Origin of the sequence: Erwinia piriflorinigrans CFBP 5888 (genome assembly GCF_001050515.1) — a bacterium.
Lineage (GTDB): Bacteria > Pseudomonadota > Gammaproteobacteria > Enterobacterales > Enterobacteriaceae > Erwinia > Erwinia piriflorinigrans.
Genome location: NZ_CAHS01000015.1, coordinates 67,778 through 90,097 on the forward strand (window position 1 = coordinate 67,778; position 22,320 = coordinate 90,097).

At 51.3% G+C, this 22,320-nt stretch carries 16 protein-coding genes, 3 tRNA genes and 1 other RNA gene; 9 read left to right on the top strand and 11 right to left on the bottom strand.

Features of this window, described 5'->3' with window-relative positions; all coding sequences use genetic code 11:
- Nucleotides 1–290 precede the first annotated feature (290 nt).
- Nucleotides 291–2,666, top strand: coding sequence for a phosphoenolpyruvate synthase (gene ppsA / locus EPIR_RS08600; protein WP_023654967.1), 2,376 nt, complete (start codon nucleotides 291–293; stop codon nucleotides 2,664–2,666).
- 80 nt (nucleotides 2,667–2,746) lie between these two features.
- Here ppsA and rprA read toward each other — a convergent pair.
- Nucleotides 2,747–2,855: antisense sRNA RprA (gene rprA / locus EPIR_RS18200), an RNA gene on the bottom strand.
- A 264-nt stretch (nucleotides 2,856–3,119) separates the two neighbouring features.
- Entirely contained in the window at nucleotides 3,120–4,244 is a 1,125-nt protein-coding gene (gene ydiK / locus EPIR_RS08605; protein WP_023654968.1) for an AI-2E family transporter YdiK, read from the bottom strand.
- A 238-nt stretch (nucleotides 4,245–4,482) separates the two neighbouring features.
- Between ydiK and ydiJ the strand changes: the two genes are divergently transcribed.
- Entirely contained in the window at nucleotides 4,483–7,536 is a 3,054-nt protein-coding gene (gene ydiJ, locus EPIR_RS08610) for a D-2-hydroxyglutarate dehydrogenase YdiJ (RefSeq protein WP_023654969.1), read from the top strand.
- A gap of 121 nt (nucleotides 7,537–7,657) precedes the next feature.
- On the opposite strand, the gene EPIR_RS08615 is transcribed toward ydiJ, so the two are convergent.
- The gene (locus EPIR_RS08615) at nucleotides 7,658–8,062 is read right to left on the bottom strand and encodes a hypothetical protein (RefSeq protein ID WP_023654970.1); all 405 of its coding nucleotides are present in this window, start codon (nucleotides 8,060–8,062) and stop codon (nucleotides 7,658–7,660) included.
- A gap of 391 nt (nucleotides 8,063–8,453) precedes the next feature.
- On the opposite strand from EPIR_RS08615, the gene sufA reads away from it, so the two are divergent.
- From sufA to sufE, 6 genes are all read left to right on the top strand, one after another.
- Entirely contained in the window at nucleotides 8,454–8,828 is a 375-nt protein-coding gene (gene sufA / locus EPIR_RS08620) for a Fe-S cluster assembly scaffold SufA (protein WP_023654972.1), read from the top strand.
- Between the two features lie 5 nt (nucleotides 8,829–8,833).
- On the top strand, nucleotides 8,834–10,327 hold the full coding sequence (gene sufB / locus EPIR_RS08625; RefSeq protein WP_023654973.1) for a Fe-S cluster assembly protein SufB: 1,494 nt from the start codon (nucleotides 8,834–8,836) through the stop codon (nucleotides 10,325–10,327).
- Nucleotides 10,328–10,382: 55 nt separating this feature from the next.
- Nucleotides 10,383–11,129 (top strand): Fe-S cluster assembly ATPase SufC, encoded by a 747-nt coding sequence (sufC, locus tag EPIR_RS08630; RefSeq protein ID WP_023654974.1) that lies wholly within the window; start codon nucleotides 10,383–10,385, stop codon nucleotides 11,127–11,129.
- Entirely contained in the window at nucleotides 11,104–12,384 is a 1,281-nt protein-coding gene (sufD, locus tag EPIR_RS08635; RefSeq protein ID WP_023654975.1) for a Fe-S cluster assembly protein SufD, read from the top strand. Before sufC ends, sufD begins: the two co-directional genes overlap by 26 nt.
- Nucleotides 12,381–13,601, top strand: a complete 1,221-nt coding sequence (gene sufS / locus EPIR_RS08640) for a cysteine desulfurase SufS (RefSeq protein WP_023654976.1) — start codon at nucleotides 12,381–12,383, stop codon at nucleotides 13,599–13,601. Before sufD ends, sufS begins: the two co-directional genes overlap by 4 nt.
- A 106-nt stretch (nucleotides 13,602–13,707) precedes the next feature.
- On the top strand, nucleotides 13,708–14,130 hold the full coding sequence (gene sufE, locus EPIR_RS08645) for a cysteine desulfuration protein SufE (RefSeq protein WP_023654977.1): 423 nt from the start codon (nucleotides 13,708–13,710) through the stop codon (nucleotides 14,128–14,130).
- 283 nt (nucleotides 14,131–14,413) lie between these two features.
- Here the strand turns inward: sufE and EPIR_RS08650 are convergent, their stop codons facing one another.
- The 6 genes from EPIR_RS08650 to EPIR_RS08675 all read right to left on the bottom strand — a co-directional run bounded on the left by EPIR_RS08650 (nucleotide 14,414) and on the right by EPIR_RS08675 (nucleotide 18,641).
- Complete coding sequence (locus tag EPIR_RS08650) at nucleotides 14,414–14,650, bottom strand: major outer membrane lipoprotein (protein WP_004157411.1); 237 nt, start codon at nucleotides 14,648–14,650, stop codon at nucleotides 14,414–14,416.
- Nucleotides 14,651–14,951: 301 nt separating this feature from the next.
- Nucleotides 14,952–16,364 carry a pyruvate kinase PykF gene (gene pykF / locus EPIR_RS08655; RefSeq protein WP_023654978.1) on the bottom strand — a complete coding sequence of 471 codons (1,413 nt, stop codon included), beginning with the start codon at nucleotides 16,362–16,364 and terminating at the stop codon, nucleotides 14,952–14,954.
- Between the two features lie 352 nt (nucleotides 16,365–16,716).
- Nucleotides 16,717–16,793 (bottom strand) — tRNA-Val (locus EPIR_RS08660).
- 123 nt (nucleotides 16,794–16,916) lie between these two features.
- Nucleotides 16,917–16,993: transfer RNA gene (locus EPIR_RS08665), tRNA-Val, on the bottom strand.
- Between the two features lie 50 nt (nucleotides 16,994–17,043).
- A tRNA-Val gene (locus tag EPIR_RS08670) sits at nucleotides 17,044–17,120 on the bottom strand.
- A 147-nt stretch (nucleotides 17,121–17,267) separates the two neighbouring features.
- Nucleotides 17,268–18,641, bottom strand: a complete 1,374-nt coding sequence (locus EPIR_RS08675; RefSeq protein ID WP_023654981.1) for an MATE family efflux transporter — start codon at nucleotides 18,639–18,641, stop codon at nucleotides 17,268–17,270.
- Nucleotides 18,642–18,893: 252 nt separating this feature from the next.
- On the opposite strand from EPIR_RS08675, the gene EPIR_RS08680 reads away from it, so the two are divergent.
- Entirely contained in the window at nucleotides 18,894–19,553 is a 660-nt protein-coding gene (locus EPIR_RS08680) for a riboflavin synthase (protein ID WP_023654982.1), read from the top strand.
- 56 nt (nucleotides 19,554–19,609) lie between these two features.
- On the opposite strand, the gene cfa is transcribed toward EPIR_RS08680, so the two are convergent.
- Together cfa and punC are read right to left on the bottom strand one after the other, a co-directional pair.
- The gene (cfa, locus tag EPIR_RS08685) at nucleotides 19,610–20,758 is read right to left on the bottom strand and encodes a cyclopropane fatty acyl phospholipid synthase (RefSeq protein ID WP_023654983.1); all 1,149 of its coding nucleotides are present in this window, start codon (nucleotides 20,756–20,758) and stop codon (nucleotides 19,610–19,612) included.
- Between the two features lie 328 nt (nucleotides 20,759–21,086).
- On the bottom strand, nucleotides 21,087–22,286 hold the full coding sequence (punC, locus tag EPIR_RS08690) for a purine nucleoside transporter PunC (RefSeq protein WP_023654984.1): 1,200 nt from the start codon (nucleotides 22,284–22,286) through the stop codon (nucleotides 21,087–21,089).
- Nucleotides 22,287–22,320 lie beyond the last annotated feature (34 nt).

Here is a 22,320-nt window from a genome sequence, read left to right on the forward strand (position 1 = left end):
GCCTTTTTATCGCGGTTATTTTAAAAGCCATTCTGATAAGGAATCATTATCCAGCGTAAAGGCATGGTATTTTCATTAAACCAGGAAATTCATAATTAACTGTTTATAAAGGTTTTTTTATTAATGGTTGTCCGGCGCGCCTGATACTTGTGGTGCGGAGGATTCTTAAAGTGATTAATTTCCCCAGCTTGAACGATTCAACACTTTATCTCTCCCTTTCATCTGTGCCAGTCTCATAAAGTCACACCGTACCGTTACATTCATCATTACTTCTTACAAGGATTGAATCAATGTCCAATAAAGGCGAAGTGCCGCTCGTGCTCTGGTATAACCAGTTAGGCATGCACGATGTCGATCGGGTGGGAGGTAAAAATGCCTCTCTGGGTGAAATGATTACTAACTTGTCATCATTGGGCGTTTCCGTACCCAATGGATTTGCGACAACATCAGCAGCGTTCAACCTGTTTCTCGATCAAAGCGGCGTCAATCAGCGCATTTATGACCTGCTGGATAAAACCAATATTGATGATGTTGATGAACTGGCAAAGGCGGGTAAAAAGATACGTCAATGGGTGATTGAAACGCCGTTTCAGCCCGAACTGGAGCAGGCTATTCATTCTGCCTACAGCCAGCTGTCTGCCGATGATGCTGAAGCGTCATTTGCCGTGCGCTCATCGGCCACCGCAGAAGATATGCCGGATGCGTCATTTGCGGGCCAGCAGGAAACCTTTCTTAATGTGCAGGGCTACGATGCGGTGCTGGTGGCAGTAAAGCATGTTTTTGCTTCGCTGTTTAACGATCGGGCAATTTCTTACCGCGTGCATCAGGGCTACGATCACCGGGGCGTGGCGCTTTCTGCGGGCATCCAGCGCATGGTTCGTTCTGACCTCGCTGCCTCTGGCGTCATGTTTACCATTGATACCGAATCGGGATTTGATCAGGTGGTGTTTATCACCGCCGCGCACGGACTTGGAGAAATGGTGGTGCAGGGGGCGGTTAACCCGGATGAATTCTATGTGCACAAACCCACGCTGGCTGCCGGTCGACCGTCGATCGTGCGCCGTACGATGGGCTCGAAAAAGATCCGTATGGTCTACGCCGATTCGCAAGAGCATGGCGAGCAGGTAAGAATTGAGGATGTCCCGCAGGCCGACCGTGACCGCTTTTGCCTGAGTGATAAAGAGGTTGAGGCGCTCGCTTTGCAAGCGGTATTGATTGAAAAGCATTATCAGCGACCGATGGATATTGAATGGGCAAAAGATGGCCATACCGGCAAACTGTTTATTGTTCAGGCGCGCCCGGAAACGGTTCGCTCCAATGGCCAGGTGATGGAACGCTATACGCTACAGTCTAAAGGCCAGGTAGTGGTGGAAGGACGTGCTATTGGACACCGTATTGGTGCCGGTGAGGTGAAGGTCATCCACGATATTAGTGAAATGAACCGCATTGAAAAAGGAGATGTGCTGGTCACCGATATGACCGACCCCGACTGGGAGCCGATCATGAAAAAGGCCTCGGCGATTGTCACTAATCGCGGAGGGCGTACCTGTCATGCTGCGATCATTGCTCGTGAGCTGGGTATCCCCGCCGTTGTGGGCTGTGGTCATGCGACGGACATTCTGCGCGACGGGCATAACGTCACCGTCTCCTGTGCGGAGGGCGACACCGGCTACGTTTATCACGATCTGCTCAATTTTGAGGTTAAAAGTTCGCAGGTGGATGAAATGCCGGCTTTGCCACTCAAAATCATGATGAATGTGGGAAACCCGGACCGTGCTTTTGATTTTGCCTGCCTGCCGAATGAAGGTGTCGGGTTGGCACGTCTGGAGTTCATTATTAACCGCATGATCGGCGTCCACCCAAGAGCGCTGCTGGAGTTTGACAAGCAAACTCCCGAGTTACAGCAGCAGATCCGCGGCATGATGAAAGGCTTTGACGATCCGCTGGAATTTTACATAGGTCGCCTGACCGAAGGGATCGCCACACTCGGCGCCGCATTTGCGCCCAAACGGGTCATTGTTCGTTTGTCGGACTTCAAAACTAACGAGTATGCCAACCTGGTAGGTGGCGAACGCTATGAACCGGAAGAAGAGAACCCGATGTTGGGCTTCCGTGGTGCAGGGCGTTATGTTGCCGACAGCTTCCGTGAGTGCTTTGCTCTGGAATGCGCGGCGGTGAAACGTGTGCGTAATGAGATGGGGCTGACCAACGTCGAAATCATGGTGCCGTTTGTACGTACCGTGGCCCAGGCTCAGGCAGTGGTCGAAGAACTGGAACGCCAGGGGCTGAAGCGTGGTGAAAACGGGCTGAAAATTATTATGATGTGTGAGATCCCCTCAAACGCGCTGCTGGCGGATGAGTTCCTGCAATTCTTTGATGGATTCTCTATCGGCTCCAATGATATGACGCAGCTGACGTTGGGGCTGGACCGCGATTCCGGCGTGGTCTCGGAACTGTTTGACGAGCGCAATGATGCGGTTAAGGCGCTGCTGTCAATGGCCATTCGCGCCGCTAAAAAGCAGGGTAAATATGTGGGTATTTGCGGACAAGGGCCATCGGATCATCAGGATTTCGCCGCGTGGCTGATGGAAGAGGGGATTGATAGCCTGTCGCTGAATCCGGACACCGTGGTACAAACCTGGCTTGGCCTCGCTGAACTGAAATAATTTGCTGCCATGGCGGCTGCCCGGTTATGGGTAGCTCCAGATCCAGAGGGCAATGGATTAACCCATTGTCCTTTTTCATTGCAAAAAAAAGCCCATCACAGGGGATGGGCAAAGACTACACACAGCAATTCTTTAGTTCACTCAGGAGAAATACGTTTATTCAAAAACAGTTAGGTGAATTCAAATCTTGTGGTAATAGTAGGGAAGAGGTTTTCTGGCGTCTTTAAGAATCATCTTATTAGTTATTAACGATAATGTTTTATCGCCTGATAACTTATTTCGATCGGTTTTTATGAGTAAAAAAGAACCAAATATACGGGCGGGGAGAGGTAATAGATGAAATCAGGCAATGCATGGAGCCGTTTAGGCTGTCGGGCATCACGATTTTAGTTAAGTAAACATGCTGAACTCTAATGATTCCGGCCAGGCAAGCTGGCCGGAAAAGGCGATATTTTATACTTTCAACTGGTGCGATTCGGCATCGACTTCTGCCAGCTCCTCAACCACATCCAGCGGGTCTTCATGGGGAGCTGGGGCTTCATGCACCCACACGGAAACCAGTCGATAAGATATGGCCAGCACCACCGGGCCGATAAACAGGCCAATCATGCCAAAGGCGATCAGCCCACCGATAACCCCGGAAAGGATCAAAATCATTGGCAGGTCTGCGCCCATGCGGATCAGCATTGGACGCAGCACGTTATCCAACGTGCCGACCACGCAGCTCCACACCAGCAGAACCGTACCCCAGGTGGTATCACCGCTCCAGTAAAGCCAGATAATTGCCGGAACCAGTACAACCAGCGGCCCTAGCTGAACCAGGCATGACAGGATCATCAGAACGGTGAGGATGGTGGCAAAGGGTATGCCGGAAATGGCCAGCCCAATGCCGCCGAGCACCGCTTGCACCAATGCGGTGACGACAACCCCGAGCGCAACGGCCCGAATGGCTTGCGCCGCCAGCAATACCGCAGCATCGCCACGGCGGGACGCCAGGCGGAACGCGAAATGGCGAATCCCCAGGCCTACCTGCTCACCACGCCAGTATAGCAGCACGCTGAACAGCAGCATCAGGCCTAAATGCATCATAAAACGACCAAAGTGCCCGGCTTGGGCAAAGAAGAAGCCGGTGGTACGACCTATATAGGGCTGTACCTGGGCGAGCAGGGCCGAACCGCCGCCAGCGACCAGATTATGGTAAGCCGAGTAGAGTTTTCTGCCCACCAGTGGAATGCTTCTGAGCCAGTGCAGTTCGGGCATTTGCAGATGCCCGGAGCCAAGCCAGGCGATCAGCGGCCCACTGTTTTCGATCAGACTGTTGACCAGCAGAGCAACAGGAATGATGAAAACTAAAATCAGCAGCAGCGTCATGGTTATCACTGCCAGCGCACGCTTTCCCCATAGCAGGCGCTGAATTTTGATCATCAGCGGCCAGGTGGCAATAACAACCATGCTGGCCCAGGCAAATCCCAGTATAAATGGCTGAACTATCCAGAAACACGCGACGATCGTGAGGCTGATAAACAGCAGTGAAAACACGATTTGTGCTAAGTCCCAACCCTTTTGCGCGTTCTTCATCAATTAACAATGACCTCAAGTAAGATGCGATTTATCTATAAAATCAGCGACGGAGCATCGGATACGCTGAACCTGACCTTTAAATCTTTATGCGAGATACAAATTTGCGTCAGAAGCGACAGATTATGCTTTTAGTTCATTTTTTGAAATAACGACAGGTGATAAAAAAATGTGATAAAACGAATCACTGCGCAATGTGAGCAACGCAAACGATTCACTCAACTTTGGTCTTTCAATAATGATCCCACAGATTTCCCAGGCACCGGGCCTCGTACCTCTGGTACTGAATTTTTTGGATGCGTTAAAACAGCAAGGTTTCAGCGGCGACACAGCCACCCATTACGCCGACCGTCTGCTGATGTCCACGGACAACAGTATTTACCAGTTGTTGCCCGATGCGGTTATTTTTCCACGCTCAACTGATGATGTGGCGATCCTGTCCCGTTTGGCGGCTGAAAGCCGTTTCTCTACGCTGGTGTTTACACCGCGTGGCGGCGGCACGGGCACCAACGGCCAGTCCCTTAACCAGGGCATTGTGGTAGATATGTCACGTTATATGACGCGCATTCTGGAAATCAATGTTGCTGAAGGCTGGGTGAAAGTTGAAGCGGGGGTGATCAAAGATCAGCTTAACGCCTGGCTTAAACCGTATGGCTACTTCTTCTCTCCCGAACTGTCGACCAGTAATCGCGCAACGCTGGGGGGCATGATCAATACCGATGCTTCCGGGCAAGGATCGCTGGTTTACGGTAAGACCTCCGACCATGTGCTGGGGCTAAAGGCGGTACTGCTGGGAGGCGATATTCTGGACACCCAGGCGATGCCGGTCAGCCAGGCTGAAGAAAAGGCGCAAACAGCGGGTAAGGAAGGTGAGATCTATCGTGTGGTGCTGGAGCGTTGCCGTCAGAAACGCCAGCCGATCCTGGAAAAATTTCCACAACTGAACCGCTTCCTGACGGGCTATGACCTGCGTCATGTGCTCAGTGACGATCTCTCCTCTGTCGATCTGACGCGCATCCTTTGCGGTGCCGAAGGAACGCTGGCATTTATTACCGAAGCCAAGCTGGATATCACCGCGATCCCGAAAGCGCGGCGGCTGGTTAATATTAAGTATGATTCGTTTGACTCGGCGCTGCGCAACGCGCCCTTTATGGTCGAGGCCCAGGCACTGTCAGTAGAAACCGTTGATTCAAAGGTGCTCAATCTGGCACGTGAGGATATCGTCTGGCATTCAGTGAGTGAACTGATTACCGACGTGCCGGATAAAGAGATGCTGGGCCTGAATATGGTTGAATTTGCCGGCAACGATCGGTCGTTGATCGACAGCCAGGTGGACGCACTGTGCCTGCGTCTGGACGCACTGATGGCGCAACGACAGGGTGGAGTGATTGGCTACCAGCTGTGTGATGATGTCGCCGGAATCGAGCGTATCTACGGCATGCGCAAGAAGGCCGTTGGGCTGCTGGGCAACACCAAAGGCAGCGCCAAGCCGATCCCCTTTGTGGAAGATACCTGCGTCCCGCCACAGCATCTTGCCGATTATATTGTTGAGTTTCGCGCCCTGCTTGATGGCCACAATCTGAGTTACGGAATGTTTGGTCATGTTGATGCCGGGGTACTGCACGTCCGTCCGGCGCTGGATATGTGCGACCCACAGCAGGAGATGCTGATGAAGCAGATCTCCGATGAGGTGGTCGCGCTGACTTCGCGCTACGGTGGCCTGCTGTGGGGAGAACATGGTAAAGGTTTTCGCGCCGAATACAGCCCCTCCTTTTTTGGCGAGGAGCTGTACACCGAGCTGCGGCGCATTAAAACGGCTTTCGATCCGCAAAATCGGCTGAATCCGGGAAAAATCTGTGCGCCGCTCGGCGTTGACGATCCGATGCTAAAAGTCGACGCGATCAAACGCGGTACTTTCGATCGCCAGATACCGGTTAATGTGCGTAGCGACTGGCGCGGTGCGATGGAGTGTAACGGCAACGGATTGTGTTTTAATTTTGATGTGAAAAGCCCGATGTGTCCCTCGATGAAAATAACCCGCAACCGTATTCATTCGCCTAAAGGACGCGCCACGTTGACGCGTGAATGGCTACGTTTGCTGGCGGAGCAGGGTGTCGATCCACTGATGCTGGAAAAACAGCTGCCCGCCAAAGGCGTCAGCCTGCGCGGTATGATTTTGCGCACCCGCAATAGCTGGCAGGCAAAGCGCGGGCAGTATGATTTTTCGCATGAAGTGAAAGAGGCGATGTCCGGCTGCCTGGCCTGTAAAGCCTGCTCCACGCAGTGCCCGATTAAAATTGACGTGCCGGGCTTTCGTTCGCGCTTTTTACAGCTTTACCACACGCGCTATCTGCGGCCCGTTAGCGATTATCTGGTCGCTACGGTAGAAAGCTATGCGCCACAGATGGCAAGGGCTCCTAAGCTATTTAACTTTTTCCTGCGCCAGCCGTGGGTTAAATCGCTCAGTCAGCGTCATATCGGCATGGTCGATTTGCCACTGCTCTCATCGCCGACGCTGAAGCAGCAGCTGGCCGGTCATCGGTCAGCGAATATCACGCTCGAAGATCTTGAACGAATGAGCAGCGAACAGCGCGTAAACTGCGTGTTGGTGGTACAGGACCCGTTTACCAGCTATTACGAAGCGCGGTTGGTGGGCGATTTTGTGCGCCTGATAGACAAACTCGGCTATACCGCCGTCGTGCTGCCGTTTTCCCCTAACGGTAAAGCCGAACATATCAAAGGGTTTTTGCAGAAGTTCGCGCGTACCGCGCAAAAAACCGCCGATTTTCTGAATCGTGTGGCGCAACTGGGGATGCCGCTGGTGGGCGTCGATCCTGCACTGGTACTGTGTTACCGCGATGAATATAAGCAAATTTTGGGCAAAAAGCGCGGTGATTTCCACGTTCAGCTAGTTCATGAATGGCTGCCAAATGCACTGAAGGCAAAGGAGACTTTGCCGCAGCGTGGAGAAGCATGGTATCTGTTTGGTCACTGCACGGAATCCACCGCGCTGCCGGGCGCAGTGCAGCAGTGGGAAACAATCTTTGCCTGCTTTGGGGCTAAGCTGGAGAATGTCAGCGTTGGCTGCTGTGGAATGGCGGGGACCTACGGACATGAAACCAGCAACCTGGAAAACTCGCTGGGAATTTACGCACTTTCCTGGCAACAGGTTCTACAAAAATTACCGCTTGAGCGCTGTCTGGCGACGGGGTACTCCTGCCGCAGCCAGGTCAAACGCGTTGAAGGCAGCGCTATACGTCATCCCCTCCAGGCATTACTGGAATTAATCTGACGTTTTATCGGGTAGATTGCGACAACCGTGCTTCAGATAGAGTCATTGCGCAAAAGCCAATCATAACCCCGTTTATTTCGGGGTTTTTCCCGGCAAGGCCACAAGGTATAATGGATTATGATCACATAATCCGTGATGCGTGCTTAACAAATTCGTTTTGCAGCTCGGTGGCTTTATTCCACTCGCCGCTCAGCATCAACTGATGACATACACGGCTTAATGAGTGGCGTGCCAGCTGCCATGCCTGCACACGGAACAGGCGCTCTCGTGATGTGTTGCTTAGCTCATTGACCAGCCGTTGATGAAGTTTAGCCATCGCGTGCAGATAGCTCCGATCGTCACCGTTTAACTGGCAAAGTTCGGCCATATCCAGGCAGGTATCATTGAACTTGCGTAGTTGTTCAATGGTGCACTCGGGGCGGTTTAATTTCGCCTGCGCCATGTAAAAATCGACGGTGAGATCCCGAACGGAACTGGTGTATTCGTCAATCTTATGTTGCAGCCACGCGCTCATCGACACATTCATTGCGGGTCTCGGGTATGTTAATGATAATCATTATCATATTACAAATGTGACATTATTCAATCACCGACACGATAATATTTATCGATTCATGTCACCTGTTGTAAAAATCGGTGAGAATGATAATCAGGGTGACAGAAAAGAGTAGAATATTTATTAAACACGACAGAATTCAGAGTAACAAAATAGAAACATCTTGTTTTCAACCGCTTATCTTTTAAGAAGGCTGTCCCAGCAGGCAAAGCGCAATCTGTTTTATCCGGTCAGAGCTTAAAAAAAAGCCTGACAAAAGCAGCTTTGTTGTTAACCCCTGCAAAACAAGAGGTTGAAGTGATACAGGTTATCACTAACATAGGGGCACTAGCCCGAAGGGCTATCGATAGTGAGGTCAACGATGCAATCAGCAAATCCTGCCACTTTTTCTCCAGACGATTATATCTGGAAAGGACTGACGCTAACCGACAGCGCAGCCAAACAAATCATCAACCTTGCCGCCGGAGATCTTGACATCAAGGGCCTGAAGCTGGGCGTGAAGACTTCAGGCTGCGCCGGCTTCGGCTACACCATGGATATGGTGAAAGAGTCAGCGGCAGATGATTTGGTGTTCAGCCATAACGGAGCGAACTTATTCGTGCCCCTGCAGGCGATGCCCTATATCGACGGCACGGAAGTGGATTACGTGCGCGAAGGCCTGAACCAGATTTTCAAATTTAATAATCCTAAAGCTCAACACGCCTGTGGCTGTGGTGAGAGCTTTGGCGTTGAGTGAAACCTATGTCTCGTAATACTGACGCATCTGAAGATGTACAGGTTTGGGAAGGCGGCCATCAGAAGTACAAAGAGGGCTTCTTTACCCAACTGCAAACCGAAGAATTCGAACACGGCATCAACGAAGATGTGGTGCGCGCAATCTCGGCTAAACGTAATGAACCTGAGTGGATGCTGGAGTTTCGCTTAAAAGCGTTTGCCGCCTGGTTGGAAATGGAAGAGCCACACTGGCTAAAAGCCAACTATAAAAAGTTGGATTATCAGGATTACAGCTATTACTCAGCGCCATCCTGCGGGAGTTGTGATGACAGCTGCGCATCTGAGCCTGGCGCGAAGCAGACCTCGGGCGGCAATGCGCCTGATTATCTGACTTCGGAAGTGGAAGAAGCGTTCAAACAGCTGGGCGTGCCGGTACGCGAAGGGCAGGAGGTGGCGGTTGACGCCATTTTTGACTCTGTATCCGTGTCGACCACCTACCGCGATAAGTTGGCAAAAGAGGGGATCATCTTCTGCTCCTTCGGCGAAGCCATTCACGATCACCCAGAGCTGGTCCAACAGTATCTTGGCAGCGTAGTACCCGCCAATGACAACTTCTTTGCTGCGCTAAACTCGGCCGTGGCCTCTGACGGCACTTTTGTTTATATCCCGAAAGGCGTCCGTTGCCCGATGGAGCTGTCCACCTATTTCCGCATCAATGCGGCAAAAACGGGTCAGTTCGAGCGCACCATCCTGATTGCCGATGAAGGCAGTTACGTCAGCTACATTGAAGGCTGCTCCGCCCCGGTGCGTGATACCTACCAGCTCCATGCCGCGGTAGTCGAAGTCATCATCCACAAAGATGCCGAAGTGAAATATTCTACGGTGCAAAACTGGTTCTCCGGCGGTGACTCTGAAGGCGGCATTCTCAACTTCGTGACTAAACGTGCGCTGTGTGAAGGTGAAAACAGCAAAATGTCCTGGACGCAGTCAGAAACGGGTTCAGCCATTACCTGGAAGTATCCAAGCGTCATTCTGCGCGGTGATAACTCCATCGGCGAGTTCTTCTCCGTGGCGTTGACCAGTGGTCGCCAGCAGGCCGATACCGGCACCAAGATGATCCATATTGGTAAAAATACCAAATCAACCATTATCTCGAAGGGCATTTCAGCGGGTAAAAGCCAGAATACCTATCGTGGATTGGTTAAGATGATGCCAACCGCGACTAATGCGCGTAACTTCACCCAGTGTGACTCGATGCTGATTGGTACTGAATGCGGCGCGCACACTTTCCCCTATGTTGAAGTGCGCAATAACACCGCCCAGCTGGAACACGAGGCGACGACATCGCGTATCGGTGAGGATCAGCTGTTTTACTGCCTGCAACGCGGGATCAGTGAAGACGATGCTATTTCGATGATCGTCAACGGTTTCTGTAAGGATGTTTTCTCGGAACTGCCGCTGGAATTCGCCGTTGAAGCGCAGAAACTTCTGGCAATCAGTCTGGAACATAGCGTGGGCTAAGCCCGCGCGCACAAGAACAGTTTACAGTGCCGTAAGGCACTGCGAAGGATAATCTATGTTAAGCATCAAGGATTTACAGGTCAGCGTTGAAGATAAAGCTATCCTGCGTGGTTTGGATCTTGAAATCAAACCGGGTGAAGTACACGCCATTATGGGCCCGAACGGCTCGGGAAAAAGTACGCTTTCCGCCACGCTGGCAGGGCGCGAGGACTATGAAGTCACCGGCGGATCTGTCGAATTCAAAGGCAAAAATCTGCTTGAACTGGACCCGGAAGAGCGCGCAGGGGAAGGCATCTTTATGGCTTTCCAGTATCCGGTAGAGATCCCCGGCGTCAGTAATCAGTTTTTCCTGCAAACGTCGGTGAACGCCGTGCGTAAATACCGTGAGCTGGAAGCGCTGGATCGCTTTGACTTCCAGGATTTCATTGAAGAGAAAATTCATCTGCTCAAGATGCCTGAAGATTTACTGACACGTTCAGTCAATGTCGGCTTCTCCGGCGGTGAAAAAAAGCGCAATGATATTTTGCAGATGGCCGCCCTGGAGCCGGATCTGTGCATTCTGGATGAGACCGACTCCGGGCTGGATATCGATGCGCTGAAGATTGTATCTAACGGTGTCAACAGCCTGCGCGACGGCAAACGGTCATTTATTATTGTGACTCACTATCAGCGTATTCTTGACTACATCAAACCGGATTTTGTCCACGTCCTTTATCAGGGGAAAATCGTGAAATCGGGTGATTTCTCACTGGTGAAACAGTTGGAGGAGCAAGGCTATGGCTGGCTTACCGACCAGGAGTGATAATGCCCTGCAACAGTGGCATCACCTGTTTGAAACACACGGTGAAAGCCGCTCTATGCAGGCACAACAGCACTGGCAGCAACTGCTGCGCTTAGGCTTGCCGACGCGTAAACAGGAAAACTGGAAGTATACTCCGCTGGATCAGCTGCTGGATAACCAGTTCGTTCAGCCAGAGCCAGCAAAACTTGATGGTGACGCAATACATTCACTGGCTTTGCCCATCGATGCGGTACGTCTGGTCTTTGTCGATGGACGTTTCTCGCCTGAACTTAGCGACAGTGAGCACGACCTGTTTACCATTCAGGTAGCCCAGGCTGCGGAGCGGCGTGAACTGAGCGCACCCGTGCAGCCGGAGGTGTTCCTGCATTTGACCGAGAGTCTGGCAGAACAGGTTACCTTAATCCAGCTGGCTCGCGGTAAAGCGGCAGCCCGTCCTTTGTATCTGTTGCATATCAGTAGCAGCAGCAGCACCGGCGAGCTGAACACCTCTCATTACCGCCACCATTTGCAGCTGGATGAAGCGGCTGAAGCCACGGTGATTGAGCATTATATCAGCCTGAATGCGGCTCCCCACTTCACCGGCGCGCGTTTTACTGCCGAAGTAGGCAATAACGCTTCACTGACTCATTACAATCTGGCTTTTGAAGATCGCAGCAGCTATCACTTCTCTCATAACGATCTGACGCTGGGGCGTGATACACGCGTACAGAGCCACAGCTTCCTGCTGGGTGCCGGTTTGACTCGTCACCATACCAGTACTCAGTTGAACGGCGAAGGTTCTAATCTGGCGATTAACAGCCTGATGCTGCCAATCGACAAAGAAGTATGCGACAGCCGTACCTGGCTGGAACATAACAAAGGTTATTGCCAGAGTCGCCAGCTGCATAAAACTATCGTGCGAGATCGAGCTCGTGCGGTGTTTAACGGCATCATCAAGGTGGCCAAACACGCTCTCAAAACCGACGGACAGATGAGCAATAACAACCTGTTGTTGGGGCGTTTAGCCGAGGTCGATACCAAACCTCAGCTTGAAATTTATGCGGATGACGTGAAGTGTGGTCACGGTGCGACTATCGGACGTATCGACGAAGAGCAGATGTTTTATTTGCGTTCGCGTGGTATTAACGAAGTCGCTGCACAACGCATGATTATTTATGCGTTTGCCGCTGAACTCACCGAAGCTATCACCGATGAAACGCTAAAAGAAGCCGTGATGCAGCGCATTGCGCAGCGTTTTCCCGGAGGCCTGCAATGAGTTTTGACTTGGCCCGCGTTCGGGCGCAGTTTCCGCTGCTGACGCGCGAGGTCAACGGACAACCGCTGGCCTATCTTGACAGCGCTGCCAGTGCGCAAAAGCCGCAGGTAGTGATTGATGCCGAAAGCCAATTCTACCAGCACGGCTATGCGGCCGTGCATCGCGGCATCCATACCCTGAGCGCTGAAGCGACCAGCGCGATGGAAAACGTTCGTGTTCAGGCTGCCGCTTTTCTGAATGCAGCCAGCGCTGAAGAGATCGTGTTTGTCAAAGGGACAACGGAAGCGATCAACCTGGTCGCCAACAGCTGGGGCGGCAGTCAGTTGCAGCCCGGTGACAACATCATCATTACGGAGATGGAGCACCACGCCAATATTGTTCCCTGGCAAATGGTCGCGCAGCGTACCGGCGCTGAGGTGCGTTTTATTCCTCTCACCGCAGAAGGTGAGCTAGATATCGCACAGCTGCCCGTATTAATGGATAGCCGCACCCGCCTGCTGGCAGTTACCCAAGTTTCTAATGTATTAGGCACGGAAAATCCTGTCAAAACGCTGATTGCTCAGGCGAAAGCCGCCGGAGTGGTGACGCTTATTGACGGCGCCCAGGCGGTGATGCATTACTCCGTGGACGTCCAGGATCTGGACTGTGATTTTTATGTTTTTTCCGGGCATAAAATTTATGGCCCGACCGGTATCGGTATCCTGTATGGCCGCAAGGCGCTTCTTGACCAGATGCCGCCGTGGGAAGGTGGGGGGGCTATGATCGCCACCGTTAGCCTGACCAACGGAACCACTTATGCTGCCGCACCGTGGCGTTTTGAGGCGGGTTCGCCGAATACCGCTGCCATTATGGGTTTAGGCGCTGCGCTGAAATGGATTAGTGAACTGGGGCTGGATGTTATTTGTCAGCGTGAACAGCAGCTGATGCGTTATGCGCTGGATAAGCTGGCGGCAGTACCTGACATAATCATCTATGGCCCTGCGCAGCGTAGCGGCGTCATCGCTTTTAACCTCGGTAAGCATCATGCATTTGATGTCGGCAGCTTCCTTGACCAGTACGGTATCGCTATCCGCACCGGACATCATTGCGCGATGCCGCTGATGCAGTATTATCAGGTTCCGGCAATGTGCCGGGCCTCTTTTGTGCTGTACAACAGTGAAGAAGAAGTTGATCGGCTGGTCGCTGGTTTAACCCGTATTCACCGTTTGCTGGGCTAAGTGCTTGCCGGGTACTCACCATTTCAGCCTTGAGGGCGAGGCATGCCTCGCCCTTATGACAAGTTAAGCCAAAAAATTTCAGAATCAGATCCAAAGTGAGGAAGCAATGGCAACTTTGCCAGATAAAGAAAAGCTGGTGCGCAATTTTAAACGCTGCGCTAACCAGGAAGAGAAGTATCTTTACATCATTGAGTTGGGAGCGAGACTGCCCGCAAGCCCCGATTCGCTGCAGCAGCCTGAAAATATTATTCCGGGTTGCCAGAGCCAGGTTTGGATTGTAGTGGATGTTGACCAAAACGGTCGTGTCGTACTCCAGGGAGAGAGTGACGCTGCGCTGGTTAAAGGACTGATTGCTGTCGTCTTTACCCTCTATCAATCAATGACACCGCAAGAAATCGTCGAGTTTGACGTACGTCCGTGGTTTGCTGACCTTTCTCTGACCCAGCAGCTGACCCCATCGCGTTCACAGGGGCTTGAGGCCATGATCCGCGCCATCCGTCAGAAATCACTGCTTTTAAGTCAACGCTAACACGCGTCTGCACTTCCCGGTAAATACCCAAAAAGTGATTGGCTGGGTATTTATCTCTTCAGTAAGTGGTAGAGCGCGCCCGAATTACACGGTAATACCTTAACAGCGTCCAGCAGCGCTCTTCAGGGAGCTTAAACTTCATTATGCTACATTCCGGGAGCTTAAAGTTCTTAAAGCCCTATGGAAGCGTCAGTGTTGTTTTTGAAGGGGGGCCAGTGGGAAACGGCGGATTTCGGCTAAAAAAAATGGCGCACGATGTGCGCCATTTTTAAAACCAGAACTCTTACTTACGGTAAGAGTGAGCCTGGTTGTCCAGACGCTGGTTAGCGCGTGCTGCGTCATCTTTAGCAGCCTGAACGTCAGAACGGATTGCAGTCACGTCGTTGCTCAGCTGGTCAACTTTCGCGTTCAGAGTCTGAACGTCGGTAGACAGCTGGTCGATTTTAGCGTTGCTTGAGCAACCAGCCAGCAGAGTTGAACCAAGGATTACCGCGCCCAGCACCAGTTTAGTACGATTCATTATTAATACCCTCTAGATTAAGTTAATCTCCATGTAGCGTTACAAGTATTACACAAAGTTTTTTCTAAAGAGAATAAATTTTTGCTGGGAAGGTGTTAAATTTGCTCGTTCGCTCAAAGAAGCATCTTCTTTCCGGCTTTTTACCTAAAGCGAAGAGAAAACAGGCGATTTTAATCAGAGCGCTCTGATATTTGGCGACGAATTTAGAGGCTGTTACATCGCCAGAGAGTTGGGGGAATACGTTTCACGACAGAAAAAAAGCGCCACTCAGGGCGCTTTTAACATCAAACCAGGCTTTCAATCAGAGCACATGTACCGATGCAGTATTGGTGGTGCCGCTAGGGACTAAAGCACCTGAAACCATCACAACCACCTCGCCTTTATGAGCATATCCGCTCGCTTCTGCGGCGGCTTTACCAAGACGGTAAAAATCATCGGTGGAAGCGATTTTTTCCACGACAGAGGTGATGATCCCCTTGCTCAGCAGCAGCTGGCGGGAAGTTTGTTCATTGGTCGTTAGCGCAAGAATTGTGGCATGTGGGAAGTACTTACGAATTGATTTCGCCGACTTGCCGCCTTCTGTCGCCACGACAATCAGTGGTGCTTCCAGCTTCTCGGCCGTATCAACGGCGCCACGACATACGGCTTCAGTAATACGCATTTTACGATTGTCATGCTGCACATCAATGCGGCTCTTCATCACGCGGTCGGTACGTTCACAAATGGTCGCCATGATGGTGACGGATTCCAGCGGATATTTACCTTTCGCACTCTCACCTGACAGCATGACTGCATCCGTACCGTCGAGAATGGCATTGGCAACGTCTCCCGCTTCTGCACGGGTAGGGCGCGGGTTCTTGATCATTGAATCAAGCATCTGGGTGGCGGTGATCACCACTTTACGTGCATGGTTACACTTTTTGATCATCATCTTCTGCGCGAAGATCACTTCTTCAACCGGGATTTCAACGCCGAGATCGCCACGAGCGACCATGATACCGTCAGAAGCATCAAGGATTTCATCGAAGTTGTTCAGGCCTTCCTGGTTTTCGATCTTAGAGATAATCTGAATGCGTTCACCACCGTGTGCTTTCAGATGCTCACGGATCTCAATTACGTCAGAACGCTTGCGAATGAAGGAAGCGGCTACAAAATCAACACCCTGTTCGCAGCCGAAGATAAGGTCGTGCTTGTCTTTCTCTGCTAAGGCGGGAAGCTGGATCGACACACCCGGCAAGTTAACGCCTTTGTTCTCGCCCAGGTCACCATTGTTCAGTACTTTACAGACAACGGTGTTTGCCGTCACTTCGATCACTTCCATGCCGATCAGGCCATCGTCAACCAGCACGGTATTACCGATTTGCAGATCCGCCGCGAAGCCAGGATAGGTCACGGCAACGGTTTGTGCATTTCCAACGACGCTCTGGTCTGTGGTGAAGGTAAAGGTTTGGCCTGCTTTTAGCGCCGCATCCTGTCCACCTTCCAGTTTCATGGTGCGGATTTCCGGACCTTTGGTGTCCAGAAGGATCGCAGCCTGATGGCCGCTTTTGCTCATAACATTACGCAGATTGGTAATGCGCTGGCCGTGTTCCTGGTAATCCCCGTGGGAAAAGTTCAAACGCATAACGTTCATGCCGGCATCCAGCAGGTTGGTCAGCATCTCTTCAGATTCGGTTTTTGGACCGATAGTACAAACGATCTTAGTTTTTTTCATGACGATTTATCTACTAAGTTGTGATGGATGAGAAAGCTGTATCCCGGCGGTGAAACCACCGGAAGAGAATTTTGCGCCACCAGGGAGGTTGAACTTAAAGACAGGTGACTGAATTAAAGCCTGTAGGGTAACTTGAAACGCGATTTCATCGTCGTTGTGGCAAGACATTGCGCGACTGGGAGTTATTATAGATTGAGGGGCAACCATACGCTGAAACCATTCAAGTGAAACAACGTTCAATATTATAGTCGCTAAGTGTTCGAAAACCAATTAAAAGCGTGGGGTACCAGGCCAATGAATAAAAAAATCAGCTGATGGGGCAACGGAACGTTGATGTCATGCCAGAGGAAGCTGGTGCGTTCTAGAGGACTCGAACCTCCGACCCCCACCATGTCAAGGTGGTGCTCTAACCAACTGAGCTAAGAACGCAAATCGCACCGCAGACGTATTACCTTGCTGAAGGTCCAATAACAGGCTTTAAAGCGCCATGAAAGGGGCAAGAGTACTGCGATTTAAAGGGGATATGATGCTTTAAAGCATTTAAAAACAATTTGGTGCGTCCGAGTGGACTCGAACCACCGACCCCCACCATGTCAAGGTGGTGCTCTAACCAACTGAGCTACGGACGCATAAACTGTTTCAGCTTTCACTTAACAGCCTATCAGCTGCTATCTGAAAGTGGTGCGTCCGAGTGGACTCGAACCACCGACCCCCACCATGTCAAGGTGGTGCTCTAACCAACTGAGCTACGGACGCACATAGCTGTCATGGCGACAGCGGGGACGAATATTAACGATAGCCGGCACGCCTGGCAAGGAGAAAAATTCTTTTCCAGCCTGATTGCTGCGCAACTGTGCGAAGCGCAGCATTTTTAACCATATCGTGACGAAATTATCCGCCAAATTAACGTGCAGAGCGCGCCAGGATCATTGTTTCCGGTTCACGTTGCAGTCGGCGTATTCGCCAAATCATCATAATCGCAGCAGATGTCAGACCGATAATAAAGCCGATCCAAAATCCTGCAGGCCCCATAGCGGGCAGCACCAGGTCGGTCATCCCCAGCAGATAGCCGAACGGTAATCCGAGTAGCCAGTAGGCGATGAAGGTGATAAAGAAGATTGAACGAGTGTCTTTATAACCCCTTAAAATGCCGCTACCGATGACCTGAATAGAGTCTGAGAATTGATATATCGCCGCCAGTAGCATCAGCTGAGCGGCCATGGTGACAACTTCCGGATCGTCAGTGTACAGCTGGGCGATCTGCTCACGAAAGCTGATGGTAAACAGCGCGGTCACGCAGGCCATACCTATTCCTACGCCCTGAGCCGTCCAGGCCGCCACTTTTGCCTGCTCTGCTGAACCCTGACCCAGACGAAAGCCTACACGAATGGTGGTTGCAACGCCGATCGATAACGGCACGACAAACATCAGCGAGCTGAAGTTTAAGGCAATTTGGTGCCCGGCTACTTTGATGATCCCCAATGGAGACACCAATAAAGCCACCACGGCGAACAGGGTAACTTCAAAAAACAGAGCCAGTGCGACAGGGAGGCCAAGGCCGATTAGACGGCGTATTGCTTTCCAGTCCGGACCGCTAAATCGCTGTGGCAGGCGAATATCACGCATCGATTTTGCCCGGCTCACCCAGACCTTCATGGCAATAAACATCACCCAGTATACCGAAGCGGTGGCGACTCCACAGCCAACGCCACCAAGAGCAGGCATACCCAAATGACCATGGATAAAGACATAATTAACCGGAATGTTCACCAGCAGCCCAATAAAACCCATCACCATACCCGGTTTGGTTTTTGACAAGCCTTCGCACTGATCGCGTGCTACCTGGAAGAACAGATAACCCGGGGCTCCCCAGAGCAGGGCATGCAGATAGCCGATGGCTTTTTGCGACAGTAATGGATCGACGTTATGCATCGCAGAGAGCAAATGGCCAGCGTTATACAGCACAACCATAACCAGTACGGCAACAATCCCTGCCAGCCAGTATGCCTGGCGTACCTGGTGGGCAATAAGAGCGCGGCGACCAGAGCCGTTAAGCTGTGCGACCACCGGTGTTAAGGCCAGCAGCAAACCGTGGCCAAAAAGAATAACAGGCAACCAGATTGAGGTGCCTACGGCAACGGCGGCCATATCCGTGGCGCTGACGGCACCGGCCATTACAGTATCAACAAATCCCATCGATGTTTGCGCAACCTGCGCAAGGATAACTGGGATAGCCAGGGCTAATAACTGACGCGCCTCTGAGAGGTACTTCTGCACACAAACACCTTAATTGTTTACCCCTTATTAAGAAATATTGGGGTTATGATAGACAAGTATGACGCTGGTAAGAGAAAGGCATTTTTCATGCCAGTTCCGTGGGGACTTCATTCTAATGCTCGTGGGTTAAATAGCCAATGAACTGATGCGGGAATCGCACGTTGTGTCACGGAATGTTGCCGTGCTCCATTTGGCTTTACCTCGTTGCCAGGGCAAACTACGTAACAGGAAAATGTTATTTTGAGGCAAAACATGTTTACAGGTATTGTGCAGGGCATCGCAGAGGTGCTGGCGATTGAAGAGAAAGCTAATTTTCGTACTCACATAGTTAAGATGCCGCCGGAGTTGCTGCATGGTTTGGAGTTGGGCGCATCGGTTTCTCATAATGGTTGCTGTCTGACGGTAACCAGCGTGGAAGGCGATCGCGTTAGCTTTGATCTGGTCAAAGAGACGCTGCGTATCACCAACCTCGGTTCGCTTAACGTTGGGGATACGGTTAACGTTGAGCGTGCAGCGAAGTTCAGCGATGAAATCGGTGGGCATTTGATGTCCGGTCATATTATGACCACCGCCGAAATCACCAGGATCCTGACGGCGGAAAATAACCGTGAAATCTGGTTTAAGCCACAGGATGTCAGCCAGATGAAATACATATTGCATAAAGGTTTTGTTGGCATTGACGGTATTAGCCTGACCGTTGGAGAAGTGACCCGGTCGAAATTCTGTGTACACCTGATCCCGGAAACGCTGGCGCGTACCACTCTGGGCAGCAAACGTCTTGGACAGCGGGTGAACATTGAAATCGATCCGCATACTCAGGCTATAGTCGAAACGGTTGAGCGGGTACTGGCACGCCGTGAAGCGGAACTTTTAGCTGCCGCCGTGGCAGAAGAGCAGGATAATGCTTCTTAAATCGGATTAATAAAGAACGGGCGTCCCTTCAGCGTCGCCCGTTTTTTTAAGCATTCTTAACGCGCCACGCTGATCCCGCCTTCTGTCCCACGAGTGAATACCACTTGCCAGAGTTGAATATCCCTGGCGCGAAAAGCACCCGCACAGGCATTCAGATAGTAAGAAAACATACGTTTGAAACGCACGCCATATTTCTCTGACAGCAGCGGCCAGGCTGCCAAAAAGCGCTGATACCAGTTCATCAGCGTGACGTCATAATCAGCACCAAAATTATGCCAATCCTCCATCACAAAATGCGGCTCGCTGGCTTCAGCGATATGGCGCACGGAAGGGAGGCAGCCATTGGGGAAGATGTATTTGTTTATCCAGGGATCAACGTGGTCGTTGGTATTGCTGGCACCAATCGTGTGCAGCAGGAAAACGCCATCGGGTTTTAAATTACGATCCACTACGTCAAAATAGGTGGCGTAATTTTTCGGGCCGACGTGTTCAAACATGCCAACGGATACGATGCGGTCAAACTGCTGCTGAAGATCACGATAGTCCTGCAGAAGGATTGTCACGCTGAGTCCGTTGCAGCGTTGCTGGGCCAGCTTTTGCTGTTCGGCGGATATCGTCACTCCAACCACACTGACTCCATAATGACGGGCTGCATATTCAGCCAGTCCTCCCCAGCCGCAGCCAATATCAAGCAGCGTCATGCCTGGTTTAAGCTGAAGTTTTGCGCAGATCAGCTCCAGTTTGGCTTCCTGTGCCAGCTCTAGCGTTGCTGCTTGTTTCCAGTAACCACAGGAATATTGCATGTAGGGATCGAGCATTTCAGTAAAGAGGTCATTACCCAAGTCATAATGTTCTTTACCCACTATCCAGGCCCGTTTACGAGACTGCAAATTCGTTAAACGAGAAGCGGCGATACGCAGGGTATCTTTGAAATGATGGGGAAGCTGTTGCTCAAGGTGCGCGTTGAGCACACGCTGAAAAAAAATATCCAAACGTTCACATTCCCACCAGCCGTCCATATAACTTTCACCCAGACCTAAAGAGCCTTCCTGGAGTACTCGCTTAAAAAAGTTGGTATTAGTCACCTGGATATCCCAGGGACGAGTTCCGTTTATTTCAATATCAGCCTTACTCAATATTTCCTGAACGATTCGGTACCACTGGTTATCGGTCAGGCTTTCTTCTTCTAAACACGATGAACTCATAGCTTCTCCATCACCCTGTGTGATTGATACCTGAGAAAAGAGTAGTCAATTCTCAGAGAACGGTAAGAGAATATGCGGCAAAAACCGCAGCCTGATGACAACGTAAAAGAGGACTGATTGATGCGTAAAAAGGCTGAAATGGATGCGTTCAGTTAGAAAATCTAGGCAATCAGACCTAAAGCCGATCGCAGAAAGCCTGCACAGCATCTATTCCGGCCAGAAGAATAATATGAGCTTATTATTTTACATGACATTAGGAAGTATATGCCTGCAGGCAGTATTGTTCAATGGCTTATCGTTAGCTTGCTAACCAGTTGACCAGGTTGATTTATAGGTGCTGCGCCTCTGTTTGCAACATGAGATTTTTCTCGCCCTTGCGCTGAACGAAATAACCTAATGTTGCTAATAAAATGGTTATCAGCATCACGAACACCGTGGTTTGCAGCGCCGCGCCAATCCATGTCGATACTGCCATGCTGGCGAGAAAGCACAGGCTGAGCTGTAGCATGTTTTGCAGGGCAGCCGCTTTACCGGTGGCCTGAGGGAACGGCAGCAGGGCATTAGACACAACAACAGGATAGATAGCCCCATTCGCCATTGCCATACCACAGAAGGGGAGTAATAGCGTCCATAACGTGGGTTGAGGGAGTTGCGCAATTAAGTAGAGCGAAACAATACTCAGACTATAGAACGCCAGTAGCCAGGGGAGGATCTTGCGTCCGGCAAATCGATTTAACAACGCACGACAGCTAAAGCCGCCGATAAGAAAAGCCGCAGTTTGTGGTACGTAGCTCAGGCCAATATCACCAGGCGTCAATCCTAAATTTCCCAGGATAAACGGTGAGCCGGTAAGCCAGGCAAAGAAGCTGGCTGAGCAGGCGGCATAGATAGCCACATTGCCACAGTAAACGGGTGATTTAAGCAGGGTGATAAAGCCCGGAGCAGCTATATCAGATGCCGATGTGCTTTTATCCGACCCCGGCTGTGATGGCAGAAGAAAAGTCGGAACCAGCAGGAGCAGAGTAATAAGTAAAAGTGCGACGAATATCGCCTGCCATGAAAAATGACCTAACAGCCATGCACCCAGCAGCGGGGCCAGCGCTGGTGAAAGTGCGACCAGCGGCATGATGGTGGCGAAGACCCTGTTAGCCTGCGCGCCACTGTAGCGGTCAACGACCAGTGCCTGCCAGCTTACCGCTGCAGCGCATACCCCGACAGCCTGCACAAAACGCCATGCCAGCAGCGACGTCGCTGAATCCACCCAAAGCATGGCGGCACAGCCGATAGCAAACAGACTTAATCCCATTAACAGTACTGGCTTGCGGCCGATGCGATCGGAAAGGGGGCCCCAGACCAGCTGGGCACAGGCAAAGCCAGCCAGGAAAATACTTAGGCTGGCGCTGATAGCTCCGGCCTGTGTATTAAGATCCTGCTGCATCATGCCAAATGCTGGCAGGTACATATCCGTGGCGAGGAAGCCCAGCATGCTCAGCAGCGCCAGGTAAATCATAAAACCTTTCGAATTCATAAAAATTTACTCTTGTTATGCGTTTTTTTTGCTT

Excerpts from the sequence above, each read along its gene's own strand:
- ppsA (WP_023654967.1), top strand. The coding sequence starts at position 291 with ATGTCCAATAAAGGCGAAGTGCCGCTCGTGCTCTGGTATAACCAGTTA.
- ydiK (WP_023654968.1), bottom strand. The coding sequence starts at position 4,244 with ATGAAGAACGCGCAAAAGGGTTGGGACTTAGCACAAATCGTGTTTTCA.
- ydiJ (WP_023654969.1), top strand. The coding sequence starts at position 4,483 with ATGATCCCACAGATTTCCCAGGCACCGGGCCTCGTACCTCTGGTACTG.
- EPIR_RS08615 (WP_023654970.1), bottom strand. The coding sequence starts at position 8,062 with ATGAATGTGTCGATGAGCGCGTGGCTGCAACATAAGATTGACGAATAC.
- sufA (WP_023654972.1), top strand. The coding sequence starts at position 8,454 with ATGCAATCAGCAAATCCTGCCACTTTTTCTCCAGACGATTATATCTGG.
- sufB (WP_023654973.1), top strand. The coding sequence starts at position 8,834 with ATGTCTCGTAATACTGACGCATCTGAAGATGTACAGGTTTGGGAAGGC.
- sufC (WP_023654974.1), top strand. The coding sequence starts at position 10,383 with ATGTTAAGCATCAAGGATTTACAGGTCAGCGTTGAAGATAAAGCTATC.
- sufD (WP_023654975.1), top strand. The coding sequence starts at position 11,104 with ATGGCTGGCTTACCGACCAGGAGTGATAATGCCCTGCAACAGTGGCAT.
- sufS (WP_023654976.1), top strand. The coding sequence starts at position 12,381 with ATGAGTTTTGACTTGGCCCGCGTTCGGGCGCAGTTTCCGCTGCTGACG.
- sufE (WP_023654977.1), top strand. The coding sequence starts at position 13,708 with ATGGCAACTTTGCCAGATAAAGAAAAGCTGGTGCGCAATTTTAAACGC.
- EPIR_RS08650 (WP_004157411.1), bottom strand. The coding sequence starts at position 14,650 with ATGAATCGTACTAAACTGGTGCTGGGCGCGGTAATCCTTGGTTCAACT.
- pykF (WP_023654978.1), bottom strand. The coding sequence starts at position 16,364 with ATGAAAAAAACTAAGATCGTTTGTACTATCGGTCCAAAAACCGAATCT.
- EPIR_RS08680 (WP_023654982.1), top strand. The coding sequence starts at position 18,894 with ATGTTTACAGGTATTGTGCAGGGCATCGCAGAGGTGCTGGCGATTGAA.
- cfa (WP_023654983.1), bottom strand. The coding sequence starts at position 20,758 with ATGAGTTCATCGTGTTTAGAAGAAGAAAGCCTGACCGATAACCAGTGG.
- punC (WP_023654984.1), bottom strand. The coding sequence starts at position 22,286 with ATGAATTCGAAAGGTTTTATGATTTACCTGGCGCTGCTGAGCATGCTG.